Here is a 26,452-nt window from a genome sequence, read left to right on the forward strand (position 1 = left end):
GGCCGCGCGTATACGCGCGGCGGTTACGCCTTTGGGGTGGGGTCAGGGCCATTCTGGCGCGGATGTGCCCAATCGCGATGCGGGCCTGTCCCAGCGCATTTTCGCCGGGCCGACGCCAAGCGCGGGTTTCAGGCGATGGCCGGGGCCCCAGCCGGATGTCTCGATGCTGGCGTCATAGTCGCCGGCATTCGCGCCAGCGATTTCACCACCACCGTCGTCGGATTTGCCCAGCGTGGCCAGCAGCTCGGCCGTGCGGGCCAGTGACAGCCGCGCATACATGGTCGGGTTGCCCGCGGCGGCCTGCGCCAGTGCCGACAGGACCGACGCGGCCATCAGGTAACCGGTCGCATGATCAAGCGCCTGAACCGGAAGCGGCGTCGGTTTGTCGGCATTTGCCCATTTCTGCCCGGTATCGGCGATGCCTGCGCTCATCTGAACAAGGCTGTCAAACCCGCGCCGCGTGGCCCATGGGCCTTGCCAGCCATAGGCGTCCAGGGTGACTTCGACCCGGTTGGGGGCAACCGCATCGCGCGTGGTTTTGCCCAGACCCAATGCATCCAGCGCGCCGGGGCGGTAGCCATGGACAAAGACGTCGGCCGTGGCCAACAGACCGGTCAAACGGTCCATCCCCTCGGGCGTCTTGAGGTCGATATAGGCGCAGGATTTGCCCAGTGAAATATCCGGGATGACGCCGGGCTCGTCCCAGTCCGGCGGGTCGATCCGCAGGACATCAGCCCCGAAACCGGCCAGCGTGCGGGTGGCAACGGGGCCAGCCAAAACGCGTGTCATGTCCAGAACGCGAAGCCCCGCAAGCGGTCGGTTTGGCGTGGCCTGGGGGCGGTCCCGAAGCGTGATCTGGCGCGGGCCCTGCCACCCGATCAGCGGGTCGCGCGTAACGGCGCGACCTTGCGGATGATCCAACCATTCCGAGCGGCTGCGCATGGCGGCGGCAACGCCACCTTCGGCGACAATGGCGGCTTCCAGATCGGCGATTTTGCAACTGCGCAGGGCCTCGGTCACCAGCTTTCTATCCGCTTGGGTTCCCAGAACCTTCAGCGCGGCTGCGCGGTGATGTGGCAGGTTGGTATGCAGCCTGATCCATCCATCCGCCGCGCGGTAATCGCCTGCGACGGCGTCCCAGAGATTTGGCATGTCCCAGCCGTCGGGCTTGAAGGAATAGCCGAACCAAAGCGACGCGAGGCGGTGTTCGACACTGACCTCGGGCGCGCTGTCGGCCAGGTTCAGCGCAAGCATAAGCTTGGCCAGTTCGTGCCCCACGGCGGCAAAGCTTGCTGTTGCAAGCTCGGACACGGCAAAGGCGCTGGGCAGGTGACCCGCGCCGTTTACGCGATAGCTGTCCGGCGGAGGGAGTGCGGAAATCTGGCTCATTGCTGGTATGGATCAAGGCTGTCGCGCAGGCCGTCGCCCAGGAAGTTGAACGCAAGGACAACCACGATGATCGGCAGCATCGGGATAGCCGTCCAGGGGTAGATCTCGATCGACGCAAGGTTCTGCGCGTCGTTCAGCATCACCCCCCAACTGACCGCCGGTGCACGCAGGCCCAGGCCCAGAAAGCTGAGCGCGGTTTCCCCCAGGATCATGGCAGGGATCGACAGGGTTGCCGAGGCAATGAGGTGCGACATGAAATTGGGCAACAGGTGTTTGCGGATAACCCGGCCGGAACTGGCGCCCATCATTTCGGCGGCCCTGACATATTCCTCTTCTCGCAGCGACAGGAACTTGGCGCGCACGGATCGCGCAAGTCCCGGCCAGTCAAGAATGCCAAGGATGATCGAGATGATGAAGAACACCGCAACCGGGCTCCAGTTCGATGGCACGGCAGCGGACAGGGCCAGCCAAAGCGGAAGTTCCGGCAACGACCGCAGAATCTCGATGACCCGGTTGATCACCCAGTCGATCTTGCCGCCGAAATAGCCCGCGATAGACCCGAACAGAATGCCAAGGAAAAAGGACACGGAAATGCCGATAAGGCCAACCGTCAGCGACAATTGGGCGCCGTAGAGAATGCGGCTGAACACATCCCGGCCCAGCCGGTCGGACCCCCACAGAAACAGCGTCGCGCCGTCGGGGGCGCAAAACAGATGGGTGTCAGACTTGATCAGCCCGGCCAGCTTGTATTCAGAACCCTCGCAGAAAAAGCGGATCGGGCGGGGGTCTTCGGTATCGGGGACGAATTTCCACTGGAATGTCTCCAGATCGGCCTCGGCCACGATGGGGTAGATAAACGGCCCCTTGAACGATCCGTCATGGAACCAGTTGATGCTTTGGGGCGGGGCGTAAAGGTGTTCGCCGTTGCGGTCGTTGGGCCCATAAGGCGCAATGAAACCGGCAAATGGCAGCATGAGATAGCACAGCAAAAGGAAAACGCCCGAGATCAGGCCCAGTTTGTGCGTTCGGAACTTGCGCCACACCAGAACCCAGTTCGGAGCATCAAGGTCGGCCCGTTCCAGTTGCTGCAACGAGGCCTGCGGATCGAAAGGGGCGTCGTCGACAAAGCGCCCATCGGGAAGTTTGCTCATGCGTCACGTCCCTCGTATCGAATGCGCGGGTCCAGCATGACCAGCAGGATATCGGAAATCATCGTGCCGATCAGGGTCAGAAGGGCCACGAACATCAGGATGAAGGCCGACAGGAACTGGTCTTGCGTCTTGAGTGCAGTCAATAGGGTTGGCCCGATGGTTTGCAGACCCAGAACGACAGAGACCAGAACAGAGCCGGAAACCATCGACGGCAGCAGGTTCCCGATATCGGCAACGAAGGGGTTGAACGCGACGCGCAGCGGATATTTCGTCAACATCCGCGAGGGCGCCATGCCTTTGGCAATAGCTGTCTCGACGTAAGGCTTGCCCAGTTCGTCCAGCATGTTGGCCCGCAGGCGCTGCATCATGGCCGAGGCGCCGGATGTGCCAATCACAAAGGTCGGGACGATCAGGTGCACCAGGATTGATTTCAGCTTGTCCCAGCTCATCGGCAGGCCTTCGTAGGCCGGGTCCATCAATCCACCGATCGGCAGGTTGAAATAGCGGTGGCCGTAATAAAACAGGATGAGGGCCAGCAGGAAGTTGGGCGTTGCAAGCCCAAGATAGCCGACAAAGGCCGAGGTATAGTCGATCCAGGTCCGCGACCTGGCCGCGGCGATGACACCCAGGGGCAAGGCAACGGCATAGACGAACAGGATGGCCGCCAGGTTGACGACAACGGTCAGCCAAAGGGTATCTCCGACGATTTCGGAAACCGGCCGGTCGAATTCAAAGGACCAGCCATAATTGCCCTGCAGCAGCCCCGAAAACCCATGCGGTCCGGGCATGAAGCCCATCCAGATCATGTATTGCTGCCACATCGGGCGATCCAGCGCGTATTCCTTTCGCAGGAACTCGGCCTTGGCGACCCCGGCGGATTGGCCTGATGCCTGCAGTTCGGCAATCTGATTGCTGAGGTAATCCCCGGGCGGAAGGTTGATGATCACGAAGATCAATACCGACACGACCAGCAACGTCAGCAGCATCGTGAAAAAGCGGTACACCGCGTAGCGCAGCATGATCATTTAGCTGCTCCTGTCAGTCCGCGAAAAAGAACTCGTCCGGGCGGTGGACGCCGAAATGCGCACCGGGTTCCCATGCCCACATCGCCTGTTGCGGGACGTTGCGCAGGCGATTGGAGACCACGATCGGCTGGGGCGCCCCATTCAGGATGCCAATGGCGTAAAGCTCGCTTGCGTGAATATCCAGCATCTCGCGCCAGACGGCTTCGCGTTCGGCGTCGGTCGTGGCGATTTCCCAGTCATGGGCCAGCTCCATCAGGCGTTCTGCCTCGGGCATGTCGGGCGGCTCGCCCGCATCGCCACCGGTCTGGTAATATTGTCCCCATTTCGGCCAGGCCAGAAAGACCTGATCGGTGGGCGCAAGATAGTGTGGCGAGGTATGGTGCTGCGGTATGCCATCATCCCAGCCATACCAGACAGAGGCCATCGTGGACCCGGAAAACACGCGATTGCGCAGGATGTCGCGATCCAGCGGGCGCATGACCAGCTTGACCCCGATTTCGCGCCAGGTGTCGGTCACGATCTGCAGCGCGTTCTCAACCTCCTGGCGTTCGCCGGCGGTTTCGATGACCAGCTCCATGGGGCGGCCGTCGGGCAGCAGGCGCGTGCCGTTCTTGTCCCGCTTGTCCAGCCCGGCCTCATCCAAAAGCGCATTGGCCTGATCCACGTCGAACTGCGCCCAGGCCTGGGCGTTTTCCTCGTCATAAAACGGCGATGCCGGCAGAACCGACATGGCGGCGGGGTGGGCCAGCTTGAAATACAGGGCCTGATTGATCGTTGCCCGGTCAATGGCCAGCGACAGCGCGCGGCGGACGCGGACATCGCGCAATACCTTGCGCCATTCGGCATCGTCAAAGTTCAGGTTGGGATAGATGGCAATCTGTGACGCGACGCCTGTTTTCCACAAAAGCGTCTTGTAGTCGCCTTCGGCCTCGCCCTTTTTCAGGATCGACGCGTCCCGGAACGCCAGCCCGCGCCCCTGCAAATCGGACTCGCCGGCATTGGTCTTGGCCGCCACCAGCCCGGGGGCGACGATCTCCATCTCGACAACGTCGATATAAGGCAACTGTACCCCGTTGGAATCGACCCGGTGGTAATAGGGGTTGCGCACGAAATTGTGGCGGATTTTCTTGCCGGAGCTGGCGTTCAGCCAGGGCTGCAAGGTCGGCAGTTCGTGATTGTCGAACTTGTAAAGGTTGTCCAGCTTGTTGTGCAGGGCCGCCCAGCTTTTGACACGGGCATCCGCGACCTCAAAGGCAAGGTCGTCCTGGTTGGCAAATTTCTCGTGGTATTTCTTTAGAAACGCGGCCGGGCGATAGATGAACGGAGGGCGCGCCTGCGCCAGGGATTGCAGGAAATCCGGGTTGGGGTCTTCCCATTCGAATATGACGGTTGTTTCATCCGGGAAAGACACCGTGGGCAACTTGCCTTCGACGCGCAGAAAATCGGGCGGGCCCGACGGGCTGAGCAATTCGTTATTGGCGACGTCTTCCCACCAGTACCGGAAATCCTCGGATGTAAAGGGCGTGCCGTCCGACCACTTGTGCCCCTGCCGCAGCTTCAGCGTAAACCGGCGGTTTTCCTCGTTTTCGAAATCCGCAAGCAGGTCGGGGACCAGTTTGTAATTCTCGTCAAAACCAACCAGCCGGGCGTAGCCATAAACCACCATCTGGCGGATGTCTTTTGACCGGGTGATCATGGTGCGCAGAGTTCCGCCTTCGGTGCCGAATTCCCGCCCCTTGGCGGGCAGGTCCACGACCAGCGGGTCAGCCGGAATCCGGTCCTGCACGGGGGGCAGGTTGCCGGCATCGACCTCGGTCTTCCAAAACGCACCTTCCTGAAGGTCAGGCACAGGTTGCGCCGTGGCGGGCAGGGTTCCGACAACCGCAATTGCGGCGGCCAGGAACATGGTGTGAGCGGTCTTAAACATGGCAACGTACCTTATGGCCGGGTTCCAACTCTATGAGTGAGGGTATCATGGAGTCGGAAAATCGAAAGGCGTCTGCCCAACTGTCGGGTGACCCGGCGCCCAGTGCAACCAATTTCAGGTCGATCGGGCGGTTGATGTCGGGTTCCGGTTGGGCTGCGATAAGCGCCTTGGTGTAGGGGTGGCGGGGATTGTAGAACAGTGTCTCGGGCGGGGCCTGTTCGACAACCAGGCCCTGGCGCATGACGGCGACCTCATCCGCGATGCGCGCAACCACCGCCAGGTCATGGGAAATAAAGAAATAAGACAGGTTCAGGCCGTCTTGCAACTGCTCCAGCAATTGCAGGATCTGTTCCTGAACCGAGACATCCAGGGCCGATGTCGGCTCGTCGCAGACGATCAGGGCGGGGTCCAGCATCATGGCCCGGGCGATGGACAGGCGTTGCCTTTGCCCGCCCGAAAACGCGTGTGGATAGCGTTTCAGCATGTCGGCGTTCAGCCCGACACGCTTAAGCATTTCGGCCGCCTTGTCGCGCTGCTCGGACCTTGTGCCGATGCCGTGGATCTCAAGCGGTTCGGTCATCGCATCCTGAATGCGCATCCTTGGGCTGAGTGAGCTGTAGGGGTCTTGAAAGACCATCTGCGCCTTGCGCTGAAAGGCGGTCCGCTCGTCCCGGCTCATGTTATGGACCATGGTGGGTTCATCGGTGTCCGTGGCCCTGAACAGCACCTCGCTGCCGGAATCGGGCAGTTCGGCACCCAGCGCGATCCGGGCCGCTGTCGTCTTGCCGGACCCGCTTTCGCCGACCACGGCAAGGGTTTTCCCACGGGCCAGTTTCAGGTCGACCCCGCGGCAGGCAAAGATCTTTTTGTCCGACTTCCATCCTTTGCTCGACCGCATCGTGTAGGTCTTGCAGACATTCTTCATTTCAAGGATCAGGTCTTGGTCCGGCATGGGTATGCCGACCGCATCCTTGTCGGGTATCTCGGGGGCTGCATCGAACAGCTGACGCGTATAGGGATGCGCCGGGTTGTTCAGGATCAGCCCTGCGGGCCCGGCTTCCATGACGCGCCCCTTGTGCATGACCACGACCTGTTCGGCCATGTTGGCCACGACACCCAGATCGTGGGTGACAAGGATCAGGGCCATGCCGGTTTCTTTCTGCAGTTCCTTGATCAGCCCAAGTACCTGCGCCTGCGTGGTCACATCCAGCGCGGTCGTGGGCTCATCCGCGATCAGCAGTTCCGGCTTTGAGACCATGGCCATCGCGATCATCGCGCGCTGGCGCATACCGCCGGACAGTTCGAACGGATAAGAGTCGTAGGCGCGCGACGGATCGGGAAAGCCGACCCGTTCGAACTGGGTCAGGACTTCTTTGCGGGCCTGCGCCTCAGAGGCCCCGCGGTGCAGCCACAGGACTTCGCTGACCTGATTGCCGATCTTGTGCAGCGGCGACAGGGACCGCATGGGTTCTTGAAATATCATGGAAATCCGGTTGCCCCGGATATCGCGCATCTGGCGTTCGCTGATTTCGGTCAGGACATCGCGTCCCTTGGCGTCGTTCAGCGTGATCGAGCCGCTGCGGATCTGTGCCGCGCGTGGCAGGATGCGCAGGGCCGCCCGGCACGATATGGTCTTGCCCGACCCGGATTCCCCGACCAGCGCAAGCGTCTGGCCTGCTTCCACGTCAAAACTGACGTCCTTGACGACAGGATCACCCGTGCCAAAGCCGATGCTGAGATCTTGGACGGATAGCAAGGCCGTCATGCGGGCTTTCCACCCAATTGGCCGTGCGATGACATCGGCTTGTGAACTCCCTGTTTTTTTGACGCAGTTTCGCGCGCTTGGGCCGGGCTAGTCAAACACCTTCTTAAGCAGAAATGTCGCGGAAATGTGATACGGCCTGCAAAACCCTACACAATCAGTTGAGTTTTTGCCATCAAAGGCGCGGGCGGCCGTGTTTTGTCGCCTGAATGGTTCAAACGAAAGGAATGCCCGTGTCCGCCACTCAAAGTCGCCTGGACCTGTTTATTGACCGCATGGTGTCGCAGCGCGCTTGCCTGGATTTTGCCATTGCGGAAACCCAGGGCATGTCTGGTCCGGTTTTTGAACTGGGGCTGGGAAACGGGCGGACCTATCATCACATGGTGCAATATGTGAACAACCGCCCGGTCTATGTGTTCGAACGCGCGGTCGCCTCGCACCCGGATTCGACACCGCCCGAGGATCGGGTGATTCTGGGCGACGTCCGCGAAACCCTTCCGGCCGCGCTGGATCGTTTCGGCGCAACCGCCAGCCTGATCCACGCCGACCTTGGTGGGCATAACCGGGAAAAGAACGATGCCTTTGCCCGGTTCGTCTCACCCCTGATCGAACCCCTGCTGGCGCCGGGCGGGCTGATGGTGTCCAGCGATCGGATGTATTTCGATGCCCTGACCGAACTGGCGCTGCCCGATGGCGCGGTCGACGGGCGCTGTTTCATATATCAACGCTGAAACCAAGGAGACCGCCGGGTGATCTTTTACGACTGTTCGACCGCACCAAACCCGCGCCGCGCGCGGATGTTCATTGCGGAAAAGGGTCTGGATATCGAGACCCGCGATATTTCGATTGCAAAGGGGGAACAACTTGGCGCGGCCTTTCGCGCGGTCAACCCGCGTGCGACCATCCCGGTTCTGGTGACGGATGACGGCACGGTTCTGACCGAAAACCTTGGCATTGCCGCCTATCTTGAGGCCCGGTTTCCCGAGCCGCCGCTGATAGGGCGGACCCCGGATCAGCAAGGGCTGGTCTGGATGTGGAACTCTATCGTCGAACAGAATGGCGGTCTTCCCGTGGCCGAGGCGCTGCGCAATACGCACCCAGCTTTCAAGGACCGCGCAATACCGGGGCCCGAAAATTATGCGCAAATCCCCGAATTGGCCGAACGCGGCAGGGCCCGGGTCGCCAGGTACTTTGATCTGCTTGAGGATCGGTTGAAAGACAGCCCCTATCTGGCTGGCGACCAGTTCACGCTTGCTGATATCTCGGCCTTTGTGTTCGCGGATTTTGCCAGGGTTATCAAAATGCGCATCCCCGAACAGAACACAGCCGCGCGCAGATGGTTTGACGCCATATCGGAACGACCCAGCGCACAGCTGTAACCGGCGCAATCCGACGGGATGCCGGCTTTGATCCGATACTGTACACAAATGTCTAGACAGAAGTGAACAGTGCCTCTAGCGTTTCTCCTGACTCGCTCAGTGGAGGTTGGCATGAAGTCGCAATACCGCGTTGTGGTTATCGGTGGGGGCGTTGTCGGCGCCTCGGTTCTGTACCACCTGGCCAAGTTTGGCTGGTCCGATGTTGTGATGCTGGAACGGCGGCGCCTGGCGTCGGGGTCGTCCTGGCATGCGGCCGGGGGTGTTCACGCCCTGAACGCCGATCCGAACATGGCCTCGTTGCAGGCCTATACGATCGACCTGCTCAGCGAGATCGAAAAGGAATCGGGCCAGAATATCGGCCTGCATATGACAGGTGGCCTGACCTTGGCAGGCACACCCGAACGGTGGGAATGGTTGCAGGCCAACTATCGCATCTTTCAGTCCATCGGCATCGACGATTGCGAATTGCTCAGCCCGGAAGAGGCGCAAAGGCGCTGCCCGATCATGTCCACCGATGGCGTTCTGGGCGCAATGTGGGCCGACCGCGAAGGCTATATCGACACGACCGGCACCGTGCAGGCCTATGCCACGGCGGCCAGGAAACGCGGCGCGGAATATTATGAGGAAACCAAGGTCGAAAGCCTGACACAGACGGCAGATGGCTGGGAAGTGGTCACCGACAAGGGCACCATCACTTGCGAACATGTGGTCAACGCAGCGGGCCTTTGGGCCAAGCAGGTTGGGCGCATGGCGGGGGTGGAACTGCCGGTTTCGCCGTTGAAACACCACTATCTGATCACCGACACTGTCCCCGAAGTGGCCGAAGCCGAGTTCGAGATGCCAATGACCGTGGACCTCGAAGGCTTCACCTATATGCGGCAGGATCAAAAGGGCGTTCTGGTTGGTATCTATGAGGTTGATCATGAACACTGGGCCATGGACGGCGCGCCGTGGACCTATGGCGAGGAACTGTTTCAGGAGCAGCTTGACCGGATCGAGAACGAATTGACGCTGGGCTTTGAACGCTATCCGTCAATCCAGAACGTCGGGATCAAGACCTGGGTCAACGGCGCGTTTACCTTTTCGCCCGATGGCAACCCTCTGGTCGGGCCGGTGCCAGGCAAGCGCGGCTATTGGTCGGCATGTGCGGTGATGGCGGGGTTCCTGCAGGGCGGTGGCGTTGGCAAGACGCTGGCCGAATGGATGATCCATGGCGAGCCCGAGGCTGACGCCTGGCCGATGGACGTGGCGCGCTATGGCGATTTTGCGCAAAACAAACGGTATATCCGCGAAACGACGGGGCAGTTCTATTCGCGCCGTTTCGTGATGACCTATCCGAATGAACAACTGCCCGCGGGTCGCCCGCTGAAGATGGCCCCTGCGCATGACGCGATGACCCAGGCAGGGTGCAAATGGGGTGTCAGCTGGGGGCTAGAAGTGCCGCTGTATTTCGCGCCGAAAGGGTTTGAGGAAACGCCAACCCTCAAACGGTCGAACGCGCATGACATCGTGGCCGAGGAATGCAAGACGCTTCGCCAAGGGGTGGGCCTGATGGACATCACCGGTTTTTCTCGGTTCGAGGTTTCGGGCCCCAACGCCGAGGCGTGGCTGGACAAGGTGATGGCCTCGAAACTGCCCAAACCGGGCCGGGCCAAGCTGGCACCGATGCTGGGTGAAAACGGGCGGCTCAAGGGTGATCTGACCGTGCTCAATTGGGGTGACGGCACCTGGTGGATCATGGGCAGCTATTACCTGCGCGCCTGGCACATGCGCTGGTTCGACGACCACATGATGGACGGTGTCACCGTTCGCGATCTGGGCGAGGAATATTGCGGATTTGCCGTGGTCGGACCGAAATCGCAGGCTGTGGTCGAAAGGCTGGCGGAACAGGACATCTCGGAGCTGAAATTCATGGGCTGTGGTGCGTTCGACATAGGTCTTGTCCGCGCCCGCGTCGCCCGCATGTCGGTGACCGGAGAAAGAGGGTACGAGATCAACTGCCGCTATGGCGACCACATCGCGCTGCGCCGGATGCTGTTGGAGGCAGGGGCGGATGAGGGTATCCGCGAATGCGGGTTCAACGCGATGCTGTCGACCCGGCTGGAGAAGAGTTTCGGTATCTGGTCTGCCGAGTTTACCCAAGCCTACACGCCCGGCATGACCGGCATGGATCGCTGGATCGACTGGACCAAGGATTTCATCGGCAAAGAGGCCGCGCTGGCCGAACGCGACGGCAATGGACCTGCGCAAGTTCAAGTCACGCTTGAGGTCGATGCCGATGATGCGGACGCCAGCGGGTATGAACCCATCTGGTCGGGCGGTGAACGCGTGGGGTTTGTCACATCCGGCGGATATGGCCACCACACCGGCAAATCGCTGGCGATGGCGCTGGTCAATCGCGACAAGGCCGAGCCGGGTACCGAACTGACGGTGCATGTGGTCGGCGTTGAACGTCCGGCCCGCGTGATTGCGCCGTCACCTTACGACCCGCAAGGCGAGGCGATGAGGGGTTGATGGTGATCTCGCAAACATCCGAACGTGGCCGGCGACGGCGTGGGCGTGGCGCAGAATCTGCGTCGACGCCCTGCCGCGAGGTGAACTATCGCCAATTGCGGAACCCTTTTCCGCAGATGGAGGTGTTCCCGGCGGATCAGATTGCGGACATGCACGAAACGGCCTTGCGCACGCTTGAGGAACTGGGCGTCAAATGCTTGCTGCCCCAAGCCCGCCGCATCTTCGCGGCGGGCGGCGCACGTGTCGACGAAGATAGCGAAATGGTTTTCATCGGGCGTGACATGGTCGAGGCCGCCGTTGCGTCGGCGCCGAAATCCATCGCGTGCCGGGCCGGGGCTTGGCGGCGGGATTTCACGCTGGAACTGGGCAGCCTGGTGTTTCAGCCGGGCGCAGGAGCCCCAAATGCCACCGATCTTGAACGCGGCCGCCGAGCGGCATCGGGGCAGGACTATCTGGAGTTCCTGAAACTCACCCATCATTTCGACGTGTTCCAGATGATCTCGCCCCAGGTCGAACCGCAGGACGTGCCGACTCATCTGCGCCACTATTTCACGACGCAGGCGCAGATGGAGCTGACGGACAAATTCCCGTTTTTCTTCTCACGCGGGACGCCGCAGGTGATGGATTGCTTTGAAATGCTGTCCACCGCGCGGGGCCTGACGGATGACGAATTTCGCGGCAATCCGCAGTGTTATACGATCATCAACACCAACAGCCCGCGGACATTGGATATTCCGATGGCCCAGGGGCTGATCGACTTTGCGCGCCACGGGCAGATGTCGATCATCACGCCTTTCACCTTGATGGGGGCAATGGCGCCGATCACCGTGGCCGGGGCCATCACCCTGTCCCATGCCGAGGCGCTGGCGGCTTTGACCCTGACACAGTTGACCAACCCCGGCGCCCCGGTCTGCTATGGCACGTTCACCAGCAATGTCGACATGAAATCCGGCGCACCCGCGTTCGGGACGCCATCGCATTTCCAGGCCTCGCTGGCGGCGGGGCAGCTGGCGCGGCATCTGGGCTTGCCCTGGCGGTCGGCCGCCGGGTCGGCGTCGAACATCAACGATGTGCAGGCGGCCAACGAAAACCAGTTCGGCCTTTGGGGTTGCCTGATGGCCGGGGCAACAGTGATCATCCATTCCGCAGGGTGGCTTGAGGGCGGCCTGACCGTATCGTTTGAAAAGATGATCAGCGACGCAGAGGTGCTGAACATGGTGGCCGAGCTGTGCGCCGGGGCGCAGGCCGGGGCAGATGAAATAGGTTTCGACACAGCGCTGAGCGAAGTGGAACCCAGCGGGCATTTCTTTGCCACCAGCCAGACGATGGAGCGTTACAACACCGCGTTTTATGAACCGCACTTGCATGATTATGCCAATTTTGGCACCTGGTCCGAGCGTGGATCGCTGGACGCCAACCGCCGCGCGACAGGGGTGTGGAAGGACATCCTTGCCAATTTCAACGCGCCGAAACAGGATGCTGATCGCCTTGGCGCGTTGCATGAATTTATCGCTCGCCGCACCCAGGAAGGCGGCGCACCGCCGGAGAGCTGAATGAGCACCAAACCAATCCTGCACCGCGACGATCCCCTTGCCGAACCGCTGGTCGGCAACATCAAGGTCACGCGCGATGACTGGCTGAACGTGGCGATGGATGTGCTGGTCTCGGACGGGGTCGAGCAGGTCAAGGTCATGAACCTGGCGGAACGGATGGCCGTGTCGCGCTCGTCCTTTTACTGGTATTTCAAATCCCGGCAGGAACTGCTGGATGCGTTGCTGGCCAAATGGCAGGCCACCAATACGGCCGGTTTGATCGCCCAGTCCGAGTTGCCGGCCAGGACGATTACGGCTGCTGTCTGCAACGTGCAGCGCTGCGTGGTGAATGCTGCTTTGTTCGACACGGCGCTGGATTTTGCGGTCCGCGACTGGGCCCGGCGGTCGGGCAAGGTGCGACGGATGCTGGACCAGTCGGACGCGCGGCGGCTCAGCGCGCTGCGCGCCATGTTTGCCCGGTTCAACTATGACGAGACCGAGGCCGAAACGCGGGCAAGGGTGCTGTACTACATGCAGATCGGCTATGACCTGGCGCAGTTGAACGAGCCTATGAGCGTGCGTTTGTCGATGGTGCCGCATTATCTTTTCGTGTTCACGGGGGTCGAACCGCAGCCCAGTGAAGTCGAAGAATTCACCGCCTATGCAAAACGATACTGGGAAGGACCCCCAAGCCATGACACGACCTGACGCAATCATCATCGGAACCGGCGTGATCGGTGCGGCCATTGCGTTTGAAATGGCAAAGGCGGGCTGGAAAACCCTGTCTCTGGATCGAAATACACAGGTCGGGCATGGGTCAACCGCCGGTTCCTGCGCCATCATCCGCATGCATTATTCGACCTTTGACGGAACCGCCTTTGCCTGGGAGGGGTATCATTACTGGCGCGATTGGGCCGGATACCTGGGCCTGCCCGAAACGGCCGATCTGGCCCAGTTCCGCCAAACCGGCTGCCTGGTCATGAAGACCCAGGCCAACGGGCAGTTGGAAAAGCACAAGCAATACAGCGCCGAATTGAACTGCCCGTTCGAGGAATGGGCCCCCGAAAAGATCACAGAGCGCCTGCCGATCTACAATCTGGACAGCTTTGCCCCCGCCCGACGGATGGACGATCCGGAGTTCGGTCAACCCAACGGTGCGCGAATGCAAGGCGCGGTGTTCTGGCCCAAGGCCGGTTACGTGACCGACCCGGCCCTGTCTGCGCAAAACCTGATGGACGCAGCAAGGCAACACGGGGCCGACATTCGGACCGGGGCCGAGGTGACTGAAATCCTGACCGATGCCGGGCGCGTTTCGGGGGTCAGGCTGGCCACGGGCGAGGAAATCCACGCCAGGGTGGTCGTGAACGTGGCCGGTCCCGGTTCATCGATCATCAACCAAATGGCCGGTGTGCTGGACGACATGACGATTGAAACCCGGCCCCTGCGTCAGGAAGTTGTGCATGTTCCCGCGCCCGAGGGGTTCGATTTCGAACGCCAGGGCACCATTGTTTCTGACAGCGATATCGCGCTGTATTGCCGGCCCGAGCATGGCAACCACATCCTGATCGGTTCGGAAGACCCGGAATGCGATCCGCATCAGTGGTGCAAGGACGACAAGACCTATGACCACGATTTTACCGACCAATGGACGACGCAGGCGATGCGCTATGCGCAGCGCGTGCCCAGCCTTGGCATCCCCTCAAGGACGCGCGGCGTTGTCGACCTTTATGATGCATCGACCGACTGGATTCCGATCTATGACAAATCCAGCCTGCCGGGGTTTTACATGGCCTGCGGCACCAGCGGCAACCAGTACAAGAACGCGCCAATTGCGGGCAAGATGATGACTGCGCTGATCGACTATTGCGAAGACGGCGCGGATCACGACACCGCGCCGCTGCAATTCGAACTTCCCTATATCCAGCGCAGCATCGATGTCGGGTTCTACTCGCGCAAGCGGCCCATCAACGCGGAAAGCAGTTTCTCGGTCCTGGGCTAGGTCACCTGATTGCGCGCGGCTTCGAAACTGGCCGCGCGCACCGGGCCATAACCGCGGATCTCATCCGCGGCCGCAAGCTTCTCTGGCCAATCGTCGCTGGCCCCGGCCGAGCCATCAGCCACAAACTGGTCAATCAGGGCGTCATACCAGGCCAGGATATCCCGGTGCAGGCGCGCCTCGGAATGGTATCCGAACGGGTTCCAAACCTTACCGCGCAGCCCCTTGGCCCGGGCCAGGATGGTCAGCACCGGCTTAATCCAGGGGCCAAAGGCAAATTTGACGGGCCGCCCGCGTGCGTCCTTGCGCCAGCTCAGGATTGGCGGCGCAAAGTGATACTTGGTTTTGAACGCCCCATCGAACTGCTGGGCCAGTTCGGCGGCAAAGGCGGGCGACGTTTGCAGGCGGGCCACCTCGAATTCATCCTTGTACGCCATAAAGCGGAACAGGTTGCTGGCCACCGTGCGGACAATGCGATCCGACGGCGGGGGATTCAGCGTACGGAGCGCTGCAATGCGGTGCGCAAAGCGTTCCGCATAGGCGGCATTCTGATAGTCGCGCAGAAATGCGGTGCGGCGGGCAATCATCTGATCCAGGGTTTCCCGCGCCTGTTCCGGCTGAGGCACCCCCTGAATACGGTCCGGGGCAACGGCCAGACAACGGCCAATTGCAAAGGCCAGGCGGTTCTTCTCAATAGCAACGCCGTTCAGCAGGATCGCCTGAGCCAGGGCGCTGTGGGATACGGGTACAAGTCCCTGCTGCCATGCATGGCCCAGCATGATGACATTGGCAAAGACCGCATCCCCCAACAGCGCCTCGGCAATGGCGTTTGCGTCAAACCCCGACAGGTTCTCGGCCCCCACGACCTCGGCGATGGCCTGTTCGCGGGCGTCGACCCGCAATTGTGCGTCGCGCCGCAGGACCAGATCGCCGGTCGGCATTTCGGCCCGGTTCAGCACGACACGGGTGCCCCGGCGATAATGGGCCGAGGCTTTGGGCGCCGAACTGACCACGATATCGCAGCCGATCACCGCATCTGCAGCGCCTTGGTCAATGCGAACCTGATTGAGCGCATCTGGCCCTGTGCCCAGCCGGATATAGCTGAGGACCGTACCGAATTTCTGCGCAAAACCTGTGAAATCCAGCACCGACGCGCCTTTGCCTTCCAGATGCGCGGCCATGGTGATCAGCGCGCCAACAGTGACGACCCCGGTCCCGCCCACGCCGGTGACAAGCAGGTCATACGGTGTGCCGAGCGATGGCAGGTCAGGATTGGGCAGACCGGTTTCCAGCGCGCTCAGGTCCAGATCAACGGGCTGCTTTCGGCGGGATGCGCCCTGGACGGTCACGAAGCTTGGGCAAAACCCGTTCAGGCAGGAATAATCTTTGTTGCATGAACTCAGATTGATCTTGCGCTTGCGGCCCAGGGGCGTTTCGCGCGGCTCGACACTCAGACAGTTCGACGCGACCGAACAATCGCCGCATCCCTCGCAGACCAGATCGTTGATCCAGACGTATGTCGAGGGGTCCGCCATTGTCCCGCGCTTGCGCCGGCGGCGCTTTTCGGTGGCGCAGGTCTGCTCGTAAATCAGGACCGTTACACCGGGGATATCGCGCAGTTCGCGTTGCAGCGGGTCCATCTGGTCGCGATCATGGAACGTGGTTCCTGCCGGAAAGTCGGCGTGGGGGAACTTGCCAATGTCGTCCGAGACCAGCGCGATGCGCGCGACCCCTTCGGCGCGACAGGTCTGGGCAATGCCCGCAACGCTGACCGGGCCGTCAACGGGCTGACCGCCGGTCATGGCAACCGCGTCGTTATAGAGGATTTTATAGGTAATATTCGTCCCTGCGGCGACGGCCTGCCGGATTGCCAGCGAACCCGAATGATACCACGTCCCTTCGCCCAGGTTCTGAAAGATGTGCTTGCCACCGTTGAACTTTGACGCAACCACATGCGGCACGCCTTCGCCCCCCATCTGCGCATAACCGACCGTTTCGCGATCCATCCACGAAGCCATGACGTGACAGCCGATCCCGCTTGCCGCCGTCGAGCCCTGAGGCACCTTGGTCGATGTGTTATGCGGACAGCCCGAGCAGAAATAGGGTGTCCGCGTTGCACCGGACAGGTTGATCACGGGCGGCGGCGTCTTGGTCAGCGCCCGCGCCTTGGCGGGCAGGTTTTCTTCGGGAAAAAACGTATCAAGCCGGGCGGCCACGATCGGGGCCAGCATCAGGGGGCTCAGCTCTCCGGTCCAGGGGATCAGCGGCTCGCCGTGGCTGTCATATTTGCCAACCATCTTGTGCGGCTTGTCGCCGGGCCAGTCATAGAAATATTCTTTGAACTGGCTTTCGATGATGCCGCGTTTTTCCTCGACCACCAGCACCTCGGCCTTGCCTTTGACAAAGCGCAGGGCGTTGCGGCGCGCCAGCGGCCAGACCATACCGACCTTGTAGATGTCAATGCCAAGGCGGCGGCAGGCAGCCTTATCCAGACCCAGCAGGCGCAGGGCCTCCATCAGGTCAAGATGGCCCTTGCCTGTGGTCACAAATCCAAACTTTGCGTTATCGATGTCATAGATGCGCCGGTCTATCGGGTTCTCTTCGGCAAAGGCGCGCACGGCCCGCAACTTGTGCTGGATGCGGGTTTCGATCTCGGGCGAGGGCAGATCAGCGGTGCGCACATGCAGGCCACGCGCTGGGGTTTCGATCTGCGGCAAGGTAAAGCGGCGGTCAGGTATCAACGGGACCGAGCGGGCGCTTTCCACCGTTTCGGAAACCGCCTTGAACCCGACCCAGGTGCCTGAAAACCGCGACAGGGCATAACCGTATTCGCCAAATTCCAGATATTCCTCGACCGAGGCGGGGTTCAGCGTCGGCATGAACCACGCCATAAAGGCCACGTCCGACTGGTGGGGCATCGACGAACTGACGCAGCCGTGGTCATCACCAGCAACCACCAGCACGCCGCCTTTTGGCGCCGAGCCATAGGCGTTGCCGTGTTTCAACGCATCGCCCGACCGGTCGACACCGGGGCCTTTGCCGTACCACATGGAAAATATGCCCTCGACCTTGCATTGCGGATCAAGCGTGGCCTGCTGTGCGCCCAGAACAGCAGTTGCGCCAAGGTCTTCGTTGACGGCCGGCATAAAGGTGATGCGGTCGTTTTTCAACCGTTCCTCGGCGCGCCAAAGCTCCAGGTCCAACCCGCCCAGGGGCGATCCGCGATAGCCCGACACGAACCCGGCCGTGTTAAAACCGGCCCCCCGGTCGCGCCGGGCCTGATCCATCATGATCCGGGCCAGCGCCTGTGTGCCGGTCAGAAAGACCCGGCCTTGGGTCAGGGCATACCGGTCCTCAAGCTGATAGGTGCGGGGCGCGGGGTCATGCAGGCTCATAACTGTGGTCCATGGATTGTGCCGGTGGGTTTGGTTATTTTAGCCCCTTTCAATTGGGTAATTGTGCCGAATTTGACGGAAAACGCCTTGGTTTTGGGTAAACCGTTCGACATATCGTAGTATGTTGGTTATTCCTTCCAGAATGATCCAGCTGGATGACAAAGATCGCCGCATATTGACGCTGCTGCAGAAAGACAGCCGCATTTCCAATGCCGATCTGGCGCAGGCGGTGGGTATGTCCGCGTCAGCCCTTTGGCGCAGGGTGCGCGCGTTCGAGGATGCGGGCGTGATCGAACGCTATGGCGCGCTGGTCCACCCGCCAGCACTGGGGCTGACGTTCGAAGCAATCGTCCATGTGCATCTTACCCGTCACGATCCGGACAAGATCATCGAATTCATCCGGGCGATCGAGACCAGTTCCGAAGTGCAGGAATGTTATTCGACAACGGGGCAGGCCGATTACCACCTGCGGGTGCTGTGTCGCGACCTTGCAGCCTATAATGAATTTCTCGAGAATTTTCTGTTCCGCCTGCCAGCAGTGGCAAGCGCGCAGACCAATGTCGTCTTGCGCCCCATCAAGCGCAATCAGCCGGTCGAAATCTGAACGGTCTCAGGCGTAGGTCACCCAGGCCCAGGCCATGGCCACATAGGTCAGGTTATGCAGACATTGGTCCAACCCGGCAGCGCGCCAAAAGGCGGCCTGATTGGGTTGCAGTTGTTTCTTGTCTGAATACCGGGCCTTGGCAAAGTCGATATTGAAATGAATGATCCATTCAAGCCCGGCAATAACAAAGACAAAGGCAAGCGGTGTCCCGAACAGCAGGAAAACGACGGCAGAGCCCACGGCATGCACTGCGGCATGCTGGGCTCGTCCCATATGCAAATACTCTCCGCGCCCCGAAAGCATTTTCGGAGTTTGCAGGTAGTAATCGGCAAACATGTGCTTGATCTGCAGCAAGCAAAGCAAAAGCAACACTGTGCCAACGGTCGCAGGCAAATGCACCCTCCCGATATCGTCCTAAATTCCAAGCCTAGGGTCTAATGACAGGTTGCGCAAATGAACTAGTTCACACAAGGACGAACTTGTGACGCCGGGGAAACTATTTGCCTAGATTGACGAGAATAATGTAACTTCAGCCTATTGAATTTGCATCAATATCACCAATTTGATCTTTCGGGTCAGCAGTAGGGGCAAGATCCATAGAACGCTCTATCTTCGGGTTTATCTGGAAATACTCCAAACGCGATCAGTTCATTCTGCTGGCGGTGACTGCAACGTTGTTTCCGTTGCTGTACCTGACGCTGGAATTGCCCAAGCGCATTATCAATGACGCAATTGGCGCGACCAGTTCGGTGGTCAATGTCTGGGGCTATGACCTGCCGCAGACAACCTTTTTGATGATCCTGTGTTTCGCCTTCCTGGCTGCCGTGCTGGCGCATGGGTTGATGAAGATGCGGATCAACACCATGAAAGGTGTTCTGAGCGAACGCATGCTGCGGCGGCTTCGGTATCAGTTGATCAGCCGGGCGTTGCGGTTTCCGCAGCCGTATTTCGAACGGGTAAGCCAGGGTGAACTGGTTTCGATGGTCACCGCCGAAAGCGAACCAATGGGCGGGTTGATGGGCGATGCGATCAGCCAGCCGGTCCTGCAGGCGGGCCAGATGCTGACCATCCTGTCCTTTCTGTTCCTGCAAAGCGTTTGGTTCGGGTTGGCTGCGGTTGCGCTGATCCCGCTTCAGGCCTGGCTGATCCCGCGATTGCAACGCCAGATCAACCTGCTGAACAAGCGCCGCATCCAAGAGGTGCGCGTGCTTGCCGCGCAGATCGGTGAAAACGCGGCCGGGGCCGCGACACTGCGGGCCAATGGCGGCTGGCGGTACCGCAGGGCCATGATCTCGGATCAGTTGGGGCGGCTTTACGGTATCCGGTTCGAGATCTACCAGAAAAAGTTCTTTATGAAGTTCATCAACAACTTCATTTCGCAGCTGACACCGTTCATGTTCTACCTTGTTGGCGGTCTTCTGGTGTTGCAGGGCTCGGTTTCCCTTGGCGCGCTGGTGGCGGCCCTGGCGGCCTATAAGGACCTGAGCTCGCCGTGGAAAGAGCTGCTGACCTATTACAACCAGACGCAGGACATGTCGCTGCGCTGGGATGTGGTCGTCGAACGTTTCGCGCCATCCGGGATGATCGAGGAAACGCTGTTTGACGGCGAACCCGATGCGCAGCCCAGGCTGGCGGGGGACATCACGCTGGATCAGGTATCGGTGCGGGACATGGACGGCAACCAGGTCCTGGATGATCTGAACCTCAGCTTTCCCGCCGGGAAAACCATCGCCATCGCCGCGCCCAGCGAAGAAGACCGGCGCGCGATGGCCGAACTTCTGACCCGCGAGATACTGCCCAGCGCCGGAACCGTCAGGATCGGAGACCTGGACCTGTCGTCGGTGCATCAGGGCGTCGTTGCCGCCCGGATCGGGCATGCCACGTCGCGCCCGATCATGTTTCAGGGCACCTTGGGTGACAATGTCATGATGCCGATGCGGTTCAGGCCCCTGTCGGAAACCTCGGATGACCCCCATTTCAGCGAGACCCTGCGGGCCGGAAACAGCGCGGATCCGTACCAGGTGGATTGGCTGGACCCATCGCTTGCCGGGTTTGAAAACGCGGCCCTGTTGCGCGACTGGTGGCTGCGCCTCATCGACGGGATGGGGTCGGGGGCGACCTTGTTTCAGCGCGGGTCCGAGCAGGTTTTCGATGCCGACATGCATTCGGATCTTGCGTCCAAGCTGATCGAGCTGCGCCCGGCGGTCCAGGCGGCCGTGCGCGAGGCCGGGCTGGAACAACAGGCGCTGGTCTTTCACCGCGACGCCTACAACGCCGCACTGCCGGTTGCCGAGAACCTTTTGTTCGCAACGCCACGCGTTCCCGTGACCCAGTTGCTGTTGTCGCAGCAGACTGTGTTCCTTGGGCAGTTGCGCGAGTTGGGGTTGGATGAAACGCTGATCAACCTGACCCGCGATGTGATCGACATGTTGCGGCAGATCTTCGGGTTGGATGGCACCGATCATCCCTTGTTCAGAAAGCTTGGGCTGGATGCGTCCACCTATGAAACGGCGGTTGAGCTGGTTGAAAAGACCCGCACGGACGGGGCCAAGGGGCTGGACGACACCCAGTTGGCCACCTTGCTGGCGGTGCCGTTCGTAATTTCGGCAGAACAGATCGGCCCGGCGTTTTCGGATGAGTTGAAGTGCCGTATCCTGGAGTTGCGCCAAAGCCACTCGGCCAAGTTGATGGAATCGCTGGACGATGTGTTCGCGCCCCTGGAGCCGACCGGGTTCGCACCCGGCATGACGGTTCTGGAAAATGCGCTGTTCGGCAAGGTCAGCCAGGTCGGCGGGGCGCGGTCGGACGAGGTGCGCAAGCTTGTCCTGGACGTCATGGCGGAACATGGCGCCCGCCCGCTGGTGATCGAGCTGATCTATGATGTTCCGGTTTCGCTGGGCGGGCAAAACCTGCCAGCGTCCTTGGCGGAACCCATGGCGTTCACGCGCGCGACCATCAAGAAACCGGATGTTCTGGTGCTGGAGGACGCGCTGGCCAGTTTCGACATGGACACGCAGATTGCGGTCTTCAAGAACCTGCGAGAGCTGTTGCCGGACACCACCGTCGTCTACCTGAACGACCAGTTCCAGAACCCGGATGTCTTTGACCTGTTTGTCGAAATCCGGCAGGGCCGGGTCGTGTCCGACCAGGCCCCGTCAGATGCGGAAAGCGACGGCGCGGCCTCTGCCGACCTGGCGCGCAAGCTGAGGGCGCTGGAGCAGACGCCGCTGTTTTCGGGCCTGGACCGGCGTCAGCTGCGCCTGCTGGCCTTTGGTGCGCGCTGGTATCAGGCGCAGGCCAACGAGATCGTGTTCCTCAAGGACGACCAGCCGACCGATGGTGCCTATGTGATCATCGAGGGCGAGGCCGGGCTGTACCTGCCACAGGACACCGGCCCGGATCAATTGATCACGCGGGTCGGCAGCGGCACCTTGGTGGGCGAGCTGGGGCTGATCCGAAAAGAACCGCGCGCCCTGAGCATGGTGGCCGAGACCGAACTGACCTGCCTGCGGATCGGCGAAGAGGAATTTCTGGCCGTCGTCGAAAATGATGCGGCCACGGCATTCAAGCTGTTGCAGGTTGTGGCCGGCTATGTGTCCAGCTAGGCGCGCTCAATCCTGGGGCTGGCAGAACAGCGCGTACAAAAGGTCGATGACCTTGGCGGTGTTCCCGTCCCGCAGCGAGTAATAGATGGTCTTGCCCTCGCGGCGCGTCGACACCAAACCTTCTTCGCGCAGCCGCGCCAGCATCTGGCTGACCGCGGCCTGCCGAATGTCCAGCAGCGCCTCAAGCTCGCCCACGGAACGTTCTCCGGTGCCAAGGTGACACAGGATCATCAGGCGGCCTTCATGGGCCAGCGTCTTGAGAAAGGCCGCAGCCTGCGCGGCGCTTTGTTTCATATCTGCCGGCGTTTCGGGGGGCAGGTTCTGAAGGGTGGTATCCTGAACAGTCACTTGGTGTCCGACTTGCTGAATTGGGCTGCAGTAATATGCCCCAATCCGGGCCGGTTTGTCACCCCTCCCGCGCGGGGGCGCCGCCCTGAAAGTTGTTGCCGCCGTGATAGTCGCAGGGGTCTTCCTGCATCTGCAGGTGCAAACCGCCCCCGGCATAGGGGTTGGCGCGCGCCAGGTCCTCGTCGACCTCGATCCCAAGGCCGGGCGCGGTCGGCGGAACGACAAAGCCGTCCTGGACGCGAATTGTGCCTTTGATCAACTGATCGTGGAACGGGGTGTCGATGGTTTCCAGCAGCAGGATATTCGGAATTGACGCCGCCAGATGGACATTCGCAGCCCATTCCACGGGTCCTGCATACAGATGGGGGGCCATCTGCGCGTTGAAGACCTCGGCCATGGCGGCGACTTTCTTCATCTCCCAGATGCCCCCGGCGCGGCCAAGCGCCGGTTGCAGAATCTCGGCAGCCCCGGCCCGCAGGACCGCGCCAAATTCGGCCTTGGTCGTCATCCGTTCGCCCGTTGCCACCGGGATGCGGACATTCCGCGCGACGCGGGCCATGTCCTCGATCATGTCGGGTGGGGTCGGTTCTTCAAACCACAGCGGCGCATAAGGCTCGATCGCCTGCCCCAGGCGAATGGCACCTGCCGTGTTGAACTGGCCATGGGTCCCGAACAGCAGATCGGCCTTGTCGCCCACGGCGTCGCGAATGGCTTTGCAAAAATCGACCGACAGCGAAATGTCCGACATGGCCGGCATATGCCCGCCCCGGATCGTATAGGGACCGGCCGGGTCGAACTTGACCGCGGTAAATCCGCGCCGAACCATTTCGGCGGCACATTCCCCGGCTTGCTCGGCCGAGGTCCAGAAATCGGTCAGATTGTGCTGCGCAAGCGGGTAGAGATAGGTATAGGCCCGGATACGGTCATTCATGCGCCCGCCCAAAAGCGCATAGACGGGCCTGTCCCGGTCTTTTCCCAGAATGTCCCAGCAGGCAATTTCGAGCCCCGAAAAAGCGCCCATGACGGTCAGATCGGGGCGCTGGGTGAACCCGCTGGAATAGGCGCGGCGGAACATCAGCTCGATATTCTCGGGGTTTTCACCTGCCATATGCCTTTCAAACACATCGCGGATCACATGGGTCATGGCCTGCGGGCCGATCGACGAGGCATAGCATTCGCCCCATCCGGTTATACCGGTATCGGTCGTGACCTTGACCAGTATCCAATAGCGCCCGCCCCAGCCGGGCGCGGGTGGCGCGGTAATGATGACGTCGAGATCAAGCAGCTTCATCGGGCGGCCCTTTCCTGGGGGGGTCCTGATCGGGTTACGACTGCCTGTCGAACAGGATCACGTTGCGCTTGGCCGAACCCGTCTTGGTGTCGGTGATGGCATCATTGATCTGATCCAGCGTCCAGCGCCCTGAAATCAGTTCGTCCAGCAACAGGCGCCCCTGCTGGTACAGGTCGATCATCCAGGGAATGTCGCGCTGAATGACGACGTCACCCATTTTTGAGCCCACCATCCCCTGCCCAAGCGCGGCAAGGATGACCGGTTCATAGCTGGCCTCAGCGCCCGAATGGGGCATTCCGATCATCACGGCCTTGCCGCCGGGTCCCAGGTATCGGGGGGCCTGGTCATAGGCGGGGATGGCGCCGACCGTGATCAGGACGGCATCCGCACCGCGACCGCCCAGGGCCTTGTAGGCTGCTTTCCAGGGGCTATCGAGCGTTGCCAGCACGCCGTGCGTTGCGCCGAATTCCTTGGCGATCTCAAGCTTGTCTTCGGTCATGTCCACGGCGACGATGCGACGGGCCCCGGCAAGGCGTGCGCCCTGAATGGCGTTCAGCCCGACGCCGCCCGCGCCGATCACGACCACGTCCTGTCCGGGGCGCAGCTGCGCCGCGTTGACGGCGGCACCGACCCCGGTGATCACGCCACAGGACAGCAGACAGGCGACATCCTTGGGCATGGTGGGCGGTATCTTGACGATCTGGCGATGGCTGACCACGACTTTTTCCGCGAATGCGCCACAGGCCATGGCCTGTTCCAGCGGCCCGCCATCGGCCGTGCGCAGGGGCCCCTTGACCGCGTCATAGGGCGTTTCGCAGACGGTTGGCTTTCCGCTTGCGCAGGACGGGCAGGACCCGCAGGCCCGGATAAGGGTCACGACAACGGAATCGCCGATGGAAAAGTCCCCGGCTGAATCGCCGATGGCCGTGATGACGCCTGCGGCCTCGTGCCCATAGACCGAGGGCAGAAAACCACCCCATGCGCCACTGGCATAGGTGATGTCGGAATGGCAAATCGCCACCGCGTCCAAAGTGACCTCGACCTCGCCTGTGCCGGGCGGTGCGATCTGGATATCCTCGATCACCAGAGGTGCGTTAAAGGCGCGACAGACTGCGGCTTTGATGGTTTGCATGATTTCCCCGTTTGGCTTTGGGAAACGGTGGCGCGTCCGGGGCCGGGTCGCAAGATTAAAAACGTCAGGACCGTGTCGTTGTTACGCCACGGTAGCTCTGGAACGGAAGAATACCGCGAAACCGACCAGCATCAGGCCAAGCGCCAACAGGAATGGGGCGCCCGGCAGGTAAATCGGCCCGCCCGGTTTCACGAATTGCGCAAAGATGGTTGTCATGACCAACGGCGAAAGGATCATCGACAGGGCCTGCAGCGCACTCAGCACCCCTTGCAGCTCGCCCTGCTGGCTGTCGGGCGTTGCGCGTGACATCATGGCCTGAAGGGCAGGCGTGACCACGGCGCCCAACGCGGTGACCGGAATAAGCATCATGGCAATTGCACCGCTGGTCAGAAAGGCCAGTAAGGCAAAGCTGAGTATCTCGAACCCCATCCCGAGGATGACGGTGACCCGTTCACCAAGATAACGGGTTGCCGGTCTGATCAGCCCCCCCTGAACCGCGGCCATCCCTATACCATACAGGCCCAGGGAAATGCCGATCATCTGCGGCGACCAGCCGAAACGTTCCAGCGTGAAATAGGACCAGATCGCCGGATAGACGTAGATCGAGACGGAATAGAGGAAATAGACCCAAAGCAGCGGCCTGATACCGGGAAGGGCCGCAATCGCCCGAAGCGATCCTGCGGGGTTTGCCCGGTTCCACGAAAAGGGTCTGCGCGTTTTGTCGGTGACGGTTTCGGGCATGACCAAAAGGCCCAGGCCGAACCCCAGCGCCGACAATGCGGCGGCGGCCCAGAACGGTGCGCGGGTTCCAAATTCGCCAAGCAGACCGCCAAGCAATGGGCCCAGGACAAAGCCGATGCCAAACGCGGCCCCCAGCAGGCCGAAATTCGCGGCCTTGTCCTGCGGCCGCGATACATCGGCCATGAATGCAGCCGCTGTTGAATGCGTCGCGGCCGTTACGCCGCCTACGATACGCCCTGCCAACAGCACCCAGATACTGCCCGCCAGCGCCATCACGACGTAATCCAGCGCCATGACGACCAAGGAAATCAGCAAGACGGGCCTGCGGCCAAAGGCATCGGACAGGTTGCCCAGCACCGGGCCAAACAGAAACTGCATCGTCGCAAAGGCGGTGCTGAGCACACCGCCCCAGACCGCGGCGCTGGCCAAGGTGCCGCCCTGCACGTCCAGAATGAGTTCGGGCATGATCGGCAGCACAAGCCCGATGCCCATCGCGTCGATCATCACCGTGCTGAGAACAAACAAAAAGGGCAGGCGCATGGAATCCGAAACTCAAATAGATTGCGGAACCCTATCGTCGGGTCGGGGTGGTGAAAAGCCCGCGTTTACCGGGCTTGCCGTCACGCGCCGGGGGCTGACCCCGGTGGGTTCCGGGCGCCGC

At 61.2% G+C, this 26,452-nt stretch carries 19 protein-coding genes; 8 read left to right on the plus strand and 11 right to left on the minus strand.

Going from position 1 to position 26,452, the window contains the following annotated elements:
* Positions 1-42 precede the first annotated feature (42 nt).
* The 5 genes from ACXAG8_RS11340 to ACXAG8_RS11360 are packed head-to-tail and all read right to left on the minus strand — an operon-like array spanning position 43 to position 7,257.
* On the minus strand, positions 43-1,389 hold the full coding sequence (locus ACXAG8_RS11340; RefSeq protein ID WP_475224358.1) for a CoA transferase: 1,347 nt from the start codon (positions 1,387-1,389) through the stop codon (positions 43-45).
* On the minus strand, positions 1,386-2,540 hold the full coding sequence (locus ACXAG8_RS11345; RefSeq protein ID WP_475224361.1) for an ABC transporter permease: 1,155 nt from the start codon (positions 2,538-2,540) through the stop codon (positions 1,386-1,388). The genes ACXAG8_RS11340 and ACXAG8_RS11345 overlap by 4 nt, the downstream gene beginning before the upstream one ends.
* Entirely contained in the window at positions 2,537-3,565 is a 1,029-nt protein-coding gene (locus tag ACXAG8_RS11350; RefSeq protein WP_475224363.1) for an ABC transporter permease, read from the minus strand. The genes ACXAG8_RS11345 and ACXAG8_RS11350 overlap by 4 nt, the downstream gene beginning before the upstream one ends.
* Positions 3,566-3,578: 13 nt before the next feature.
* A complete protein-coding gene (locus ACXAG8_RS11355) occupies positions 3,579-5,492 on the minus strand; it encodes an ABC transporter substrate-binding protein (protein ID WP_475224365.1) in 1,914 nt (637 codons plus the stop codon).
* Positions 5,485-7,257: an ABC transporter ATP-binding protein gene (locus tag ACXAG8_RS11360; RefSeq protein ID WP_475224367.1), complete on the minus strand. Its 1,773-nt coding sequence runs from the start codon at positions 7,255-7,257 to the stop codon at positions 5,485-5,487. Before ACXAG8_RS11360 ends, ACXAG8_RS11355 begins: the two co-directional genes overlap by 8 nt.
* Before the next feature lie 224 nt (positions 7,258-7,481).
* On the opposite strand from ACXAG8_RS11360, the gene ACXAG8_RS11365 reads away from it, so the two are divergent.
* The 6 genes from ACXAG8_RS11365 to ACXAG8_RS11390 all read left to right on the plus strand — a co-directional run bounded on the left by ACXAG8_RS11365 (position 7,482) and on the right by ACXAG8_RS11390 (position 14,678).
* A complete protein-coding gene (locus tag ACXAG8_RS11365) occupies positions 7,482-7,985 on the plus strand; it encodes a class I SAM-dependent methyltransferase (protein WP_475224369.1) in 504 nt (167 codons plus the stop codon).
* Positions 7,986-8,003: 18 nt separating this feature from the next.
* Positions 8,004-8,633 carry a glutathione S-transferase family protein gene (locus ACXAG8_RS11370; RefSeq protein ID WP_475224372.1) on the plus strand — a complete coding sequence of 210 codons (630 nt, stop codon included), beginning with the start codon at positions 8,004-8,006 and terminating at the stop codon, positions 8,631-8,633.
* Between the two features lie 111 nt (positions 8,634-8,744).
* On the plus strand, positions 8,745-11,147 hold the full coding sequence (locus ACXAG8_RS11375) for a GcvT family protein (RefSeq protein ID WP_475224375.1): 2,403 nt from the start codon (positions 8,745-8,747) through the stop codon (positions 11,145-11,147).
* Positions 11,147-12,700: a trimethylamine methyltransferase family protein gene (locus ACXAG8_RS11380; protein ID WP_475224378.1), complete on the plus strand. Its 1,554-nt coding sequence runs from the start codon at positions 11,147-11,149 to the stop codon at positions 12,698-12,700. Before ACXAG8_RS11375 ends, ACXAG8_RS11380 begins: the two co-directional genes overlap by 1 nt.
* Positions 12,701-13,387 (plus strand): TetR/AcrR family transcriptional regulator, encoded by a 687-nt coding sequence (locus ACXAG8_RS11385; protein ID WP_475224383.1) that lies wholly within the window; start codon positions 12,701-12,703, stop codon positions 13,385-13,387. It begins immediately after the preceding gene.
* Positions 13,374-14,678, plus strand: coding sequence for an NAD(P)/FAD-dependent oxidoreductase (locus ACXAG8_RS11390; RefSeq protein WP_475224388.1), 1,305 nt, complete (start codon positions 13,374-13,376; stop codon positions 14,676-14,678). Before ACXAG8_RS11385 ends, ACXAG8_RS11390 begins: the two co-directional genes overlap by 14 nt.
* Here ACXAG8_RS11390 and ACXAG8_RS11395 read toward each other — a convergent pair.
* Positions 14,675-18,070: an indolepyruvate ferredoxin oxidoreductase family protein gene (locus ACXAG8_RS11395; protein ID WP_475224390.1), complete on the minus strand. Its 3,396-nt coding sequence runs from the start codon at positions 18,068-18,070 to the stop codon at positions 14,675-14,677. The two genes, ACXAG8_RS11390 and ACXAG8_RS11395, sit on opposite strands and share 4 nt — an antisense overlap.
* 142 nt (positions 18,071-18,212) lie before the next feature.
* Here ACXAG8_RS11395 and ACXAG8_RS11400 point away from each other — a divergent pair, with 142 nt between their 5' ends.
* On the plus strand, positions 18,213-18,674 hold the full coding sequence (locus tag ACXAG8_RS11400; protein ID WP_475224395.1) for an Lrp/AsnC family transcriptional regulator: 462 nt from the start codon (positions 18,213-18,215) through the stop codon (positions 18,672-18,674).
* Between the two features lie 6 nt (positions 18,675-18,680).
* Here ACXAG8_RS11400 and ACXAG8_RS11405 read toward each other — a convergent pair whose 3' ends face one another.
* Positions 18,681-19,067, minus strand: a complete 387-nt coding sequence (locus tag ACXAG8_RS11405; RefSeq protein ID WP_475224400.1) for a DUF3307 domain-containing protein — start codon at positions 19,065-19,067, stop codon at positions 18,681-18,683.
* Between the two features lie 215 nt (positions 19,068-19,282).
* Here ACXAG8_RS11405 and ACXAG8_RS11410 point away from each other — a divergent pair, with 215 nt between their 5' ends.
* Positions 19,283-22,279, plus strand: coding sequence for an ABC transporter transmembrane domain-containing protein (locus tag ACXAG8_RS11410; RefSeq protein WP_475225369.1), 2,997 nt, complete (start codon positions 19,283-19,285; stop codon positions 22,277-22,279).
* Positions 22,280-22,285: 6 nt separating this feature from the next.
* Here the strand turns inward: ACXAG8_RS11410 and ACXAG8_RS11415 are convergent, their stop codons facing one another.
* From ACXAG8_RS11415 to ACXAG8_RS11430, 4 genes are all read right to left on the minus strand, one after another.
* Positions 22,286-22,573 carry an ArsR/SmtB family transcription factor gene (locus ACXAG8_RS11415; protein ID WP_475225373.1) on the minus strand — a complete coding sequence of 96 codons (288 nt, stop codon included), beginning with the start codon at positions 22,571-22,573 and terminating at the stop codon, positions 22,286-22,288.
* A 112-nt stretch (positions 22,574-22,685) separates the two neighbouring features.
* On the minus strand, positions 22,686-23,918 hold the full coding sequence (locus ACXAG8_RS11420) for a mandelate racemase/muconate lactonizing enzyme family protein (RefSeq protein ID WP_475224404.1): 1,233 nt from the start codon (positions 23,916-23,918) through the stop codon (positions 22,686-22,688).
* 34 nt (positions 23,919-23,952) lie between these two features.
* A complete protein-coding gene (locus ACXAG8_RS11425; RefSeq protein ID WP_475224409.1) occupies positions 23,953-25,050 on the minus strand; it encodes a Zn-dependent alcohol dehydrogenase in 1,098 nt (365 codons plus the stop codon).
* 81 nt (positions 25,051-25,131) lie between these two features.
* Entirely contained in the window at positions 25,132-26,331 is a 1,200-nt protein-coding gene (locus ACXAG8_RS11430; RefSeq protein ID WP_475224411.1) for an MFS transporter, read from the minus strand.
* Between the last annotated feature and the right edge of the window lie 121 nt (positions 26,332-26,452).

This window comes from Ruegeria sp. ABD4_443, assembly GCF_056160865.1.

Bases quoted from the DNA above. Each gene is read 5' to 3' on its own strand.
- ACXAG8_RS11340 (WP_475224358.1), bottom strand. From the start codon at position 1,389: ATGAGCCAGATTTCCGCACTCCCTCCGCCGGACAGCTATCGCGTAAAC.
- ACXAG8_RS11345 (WP_475224361.1), bottom strand. From the start codon at position 2,540: ATGAGCAAACTTCCCGATGGGCGCTTTGTCGACGACGCCCCTTTCGAT.
- ACXAG8_RS11350 (WP_475224363.1), bottom strand. From the start codon at position 3,565: ATGATCATGCTGCGCTACGCGGTGTACCGCTTTTTCACGATGCTGCTG.
- ACXAG8_RS11355 (WP_475224365.1), bottom strand. From the start codon at position 5,492: ATGTTTAAGACCGCTCACACCATGTTCCTGGCCGCCGCAATTGCGGTT.
- ACXAG8_RS11360 (WP_475224367.1), bottom strand. From the start codon at position 7,257: ATGACGGCCTTGCTATCCGTCCAAGATCTCAGCATCGGCTTTGGCACG.
- ACXAG8_RS11365 (WP_475224369.1), top strand. From the start codon at position 7,482: ATGCCCGTGTCCGCCACTCAAAGTCGCCTGGACCTGTTTATTGACCGC.
- ACXAG8_RS11375 (WP_475224375.1), top strand. From the start codon at position 8,745: ATGAAGTCGCAATACCGCGTTGTGGTTATCGGTGGGGGCGTTGTCGGC.
- ACXAG8_RS11380 (WP_475224378.1), top strand. From the start codon at position 11,147: ATGGTGATCTCGCAAACATCCGAACGTGGCCGGCGACGGCGTGGGCGT.
- ACXAG8_RS11385 (WP_475224383.1), top strand. From the start codon at position 12,701: ATGAGCACCAAACCAATCCTGCACCGCGACGATCCCCTTGCCGAACCG.
- ACXAG8_RS11390 (WP_475224388.1), top strand. From the start codon at position 13,374: ATGACACGACCTGACGCAATCATCATCGGAACCGGCGTGATCGGTGCG.
- ACXAG8_RS11395 (WP_475224390.1), bottom strand. From the start codon at position 18,070: ATGAGCCTGCATGACCCCGCGCCCCGCACCTATCAGCTTGAGGACCGG.
- ACXAG8_RS11400 (WP_475224395.1), top strand. From the start codon at position 18,213: ATGATCCAGCTGGATGACAAAGATCGCCGCATATTGACGCTGCTGCAG.
- ACXAG8_RS11415 (WP_475225373.1), bottom strand. From the start codon at position 22,573: ATGAAACAAAGCGCCGCGCAGGCTGCGGCCTTTCTCAAGACGCTGGCC.
- ACXAG8_RS11420 (WP_475224404.1), bottom strand. From the start codon at position 23,918: ATGAAGCTGCTTGATCTCGACGTCATCATTACCGCGCCACCCGCGCCC.
- ACXAG8_RS11425 (WP_475224409.1), bottom strand. From the start codon at position 25,050: ATGCAAACCATCAAAGCCGCAGTCTGTCGCGCCTTTAACGCACCTCTG.
- ACXAG8_RS11430 (WP_475224411.1), bottom strand. From the start codon at position 26,331: ATGCGCCTGCCCTTTTTGTTTGTTCTCAGCACGGTGATGATCGACGCG.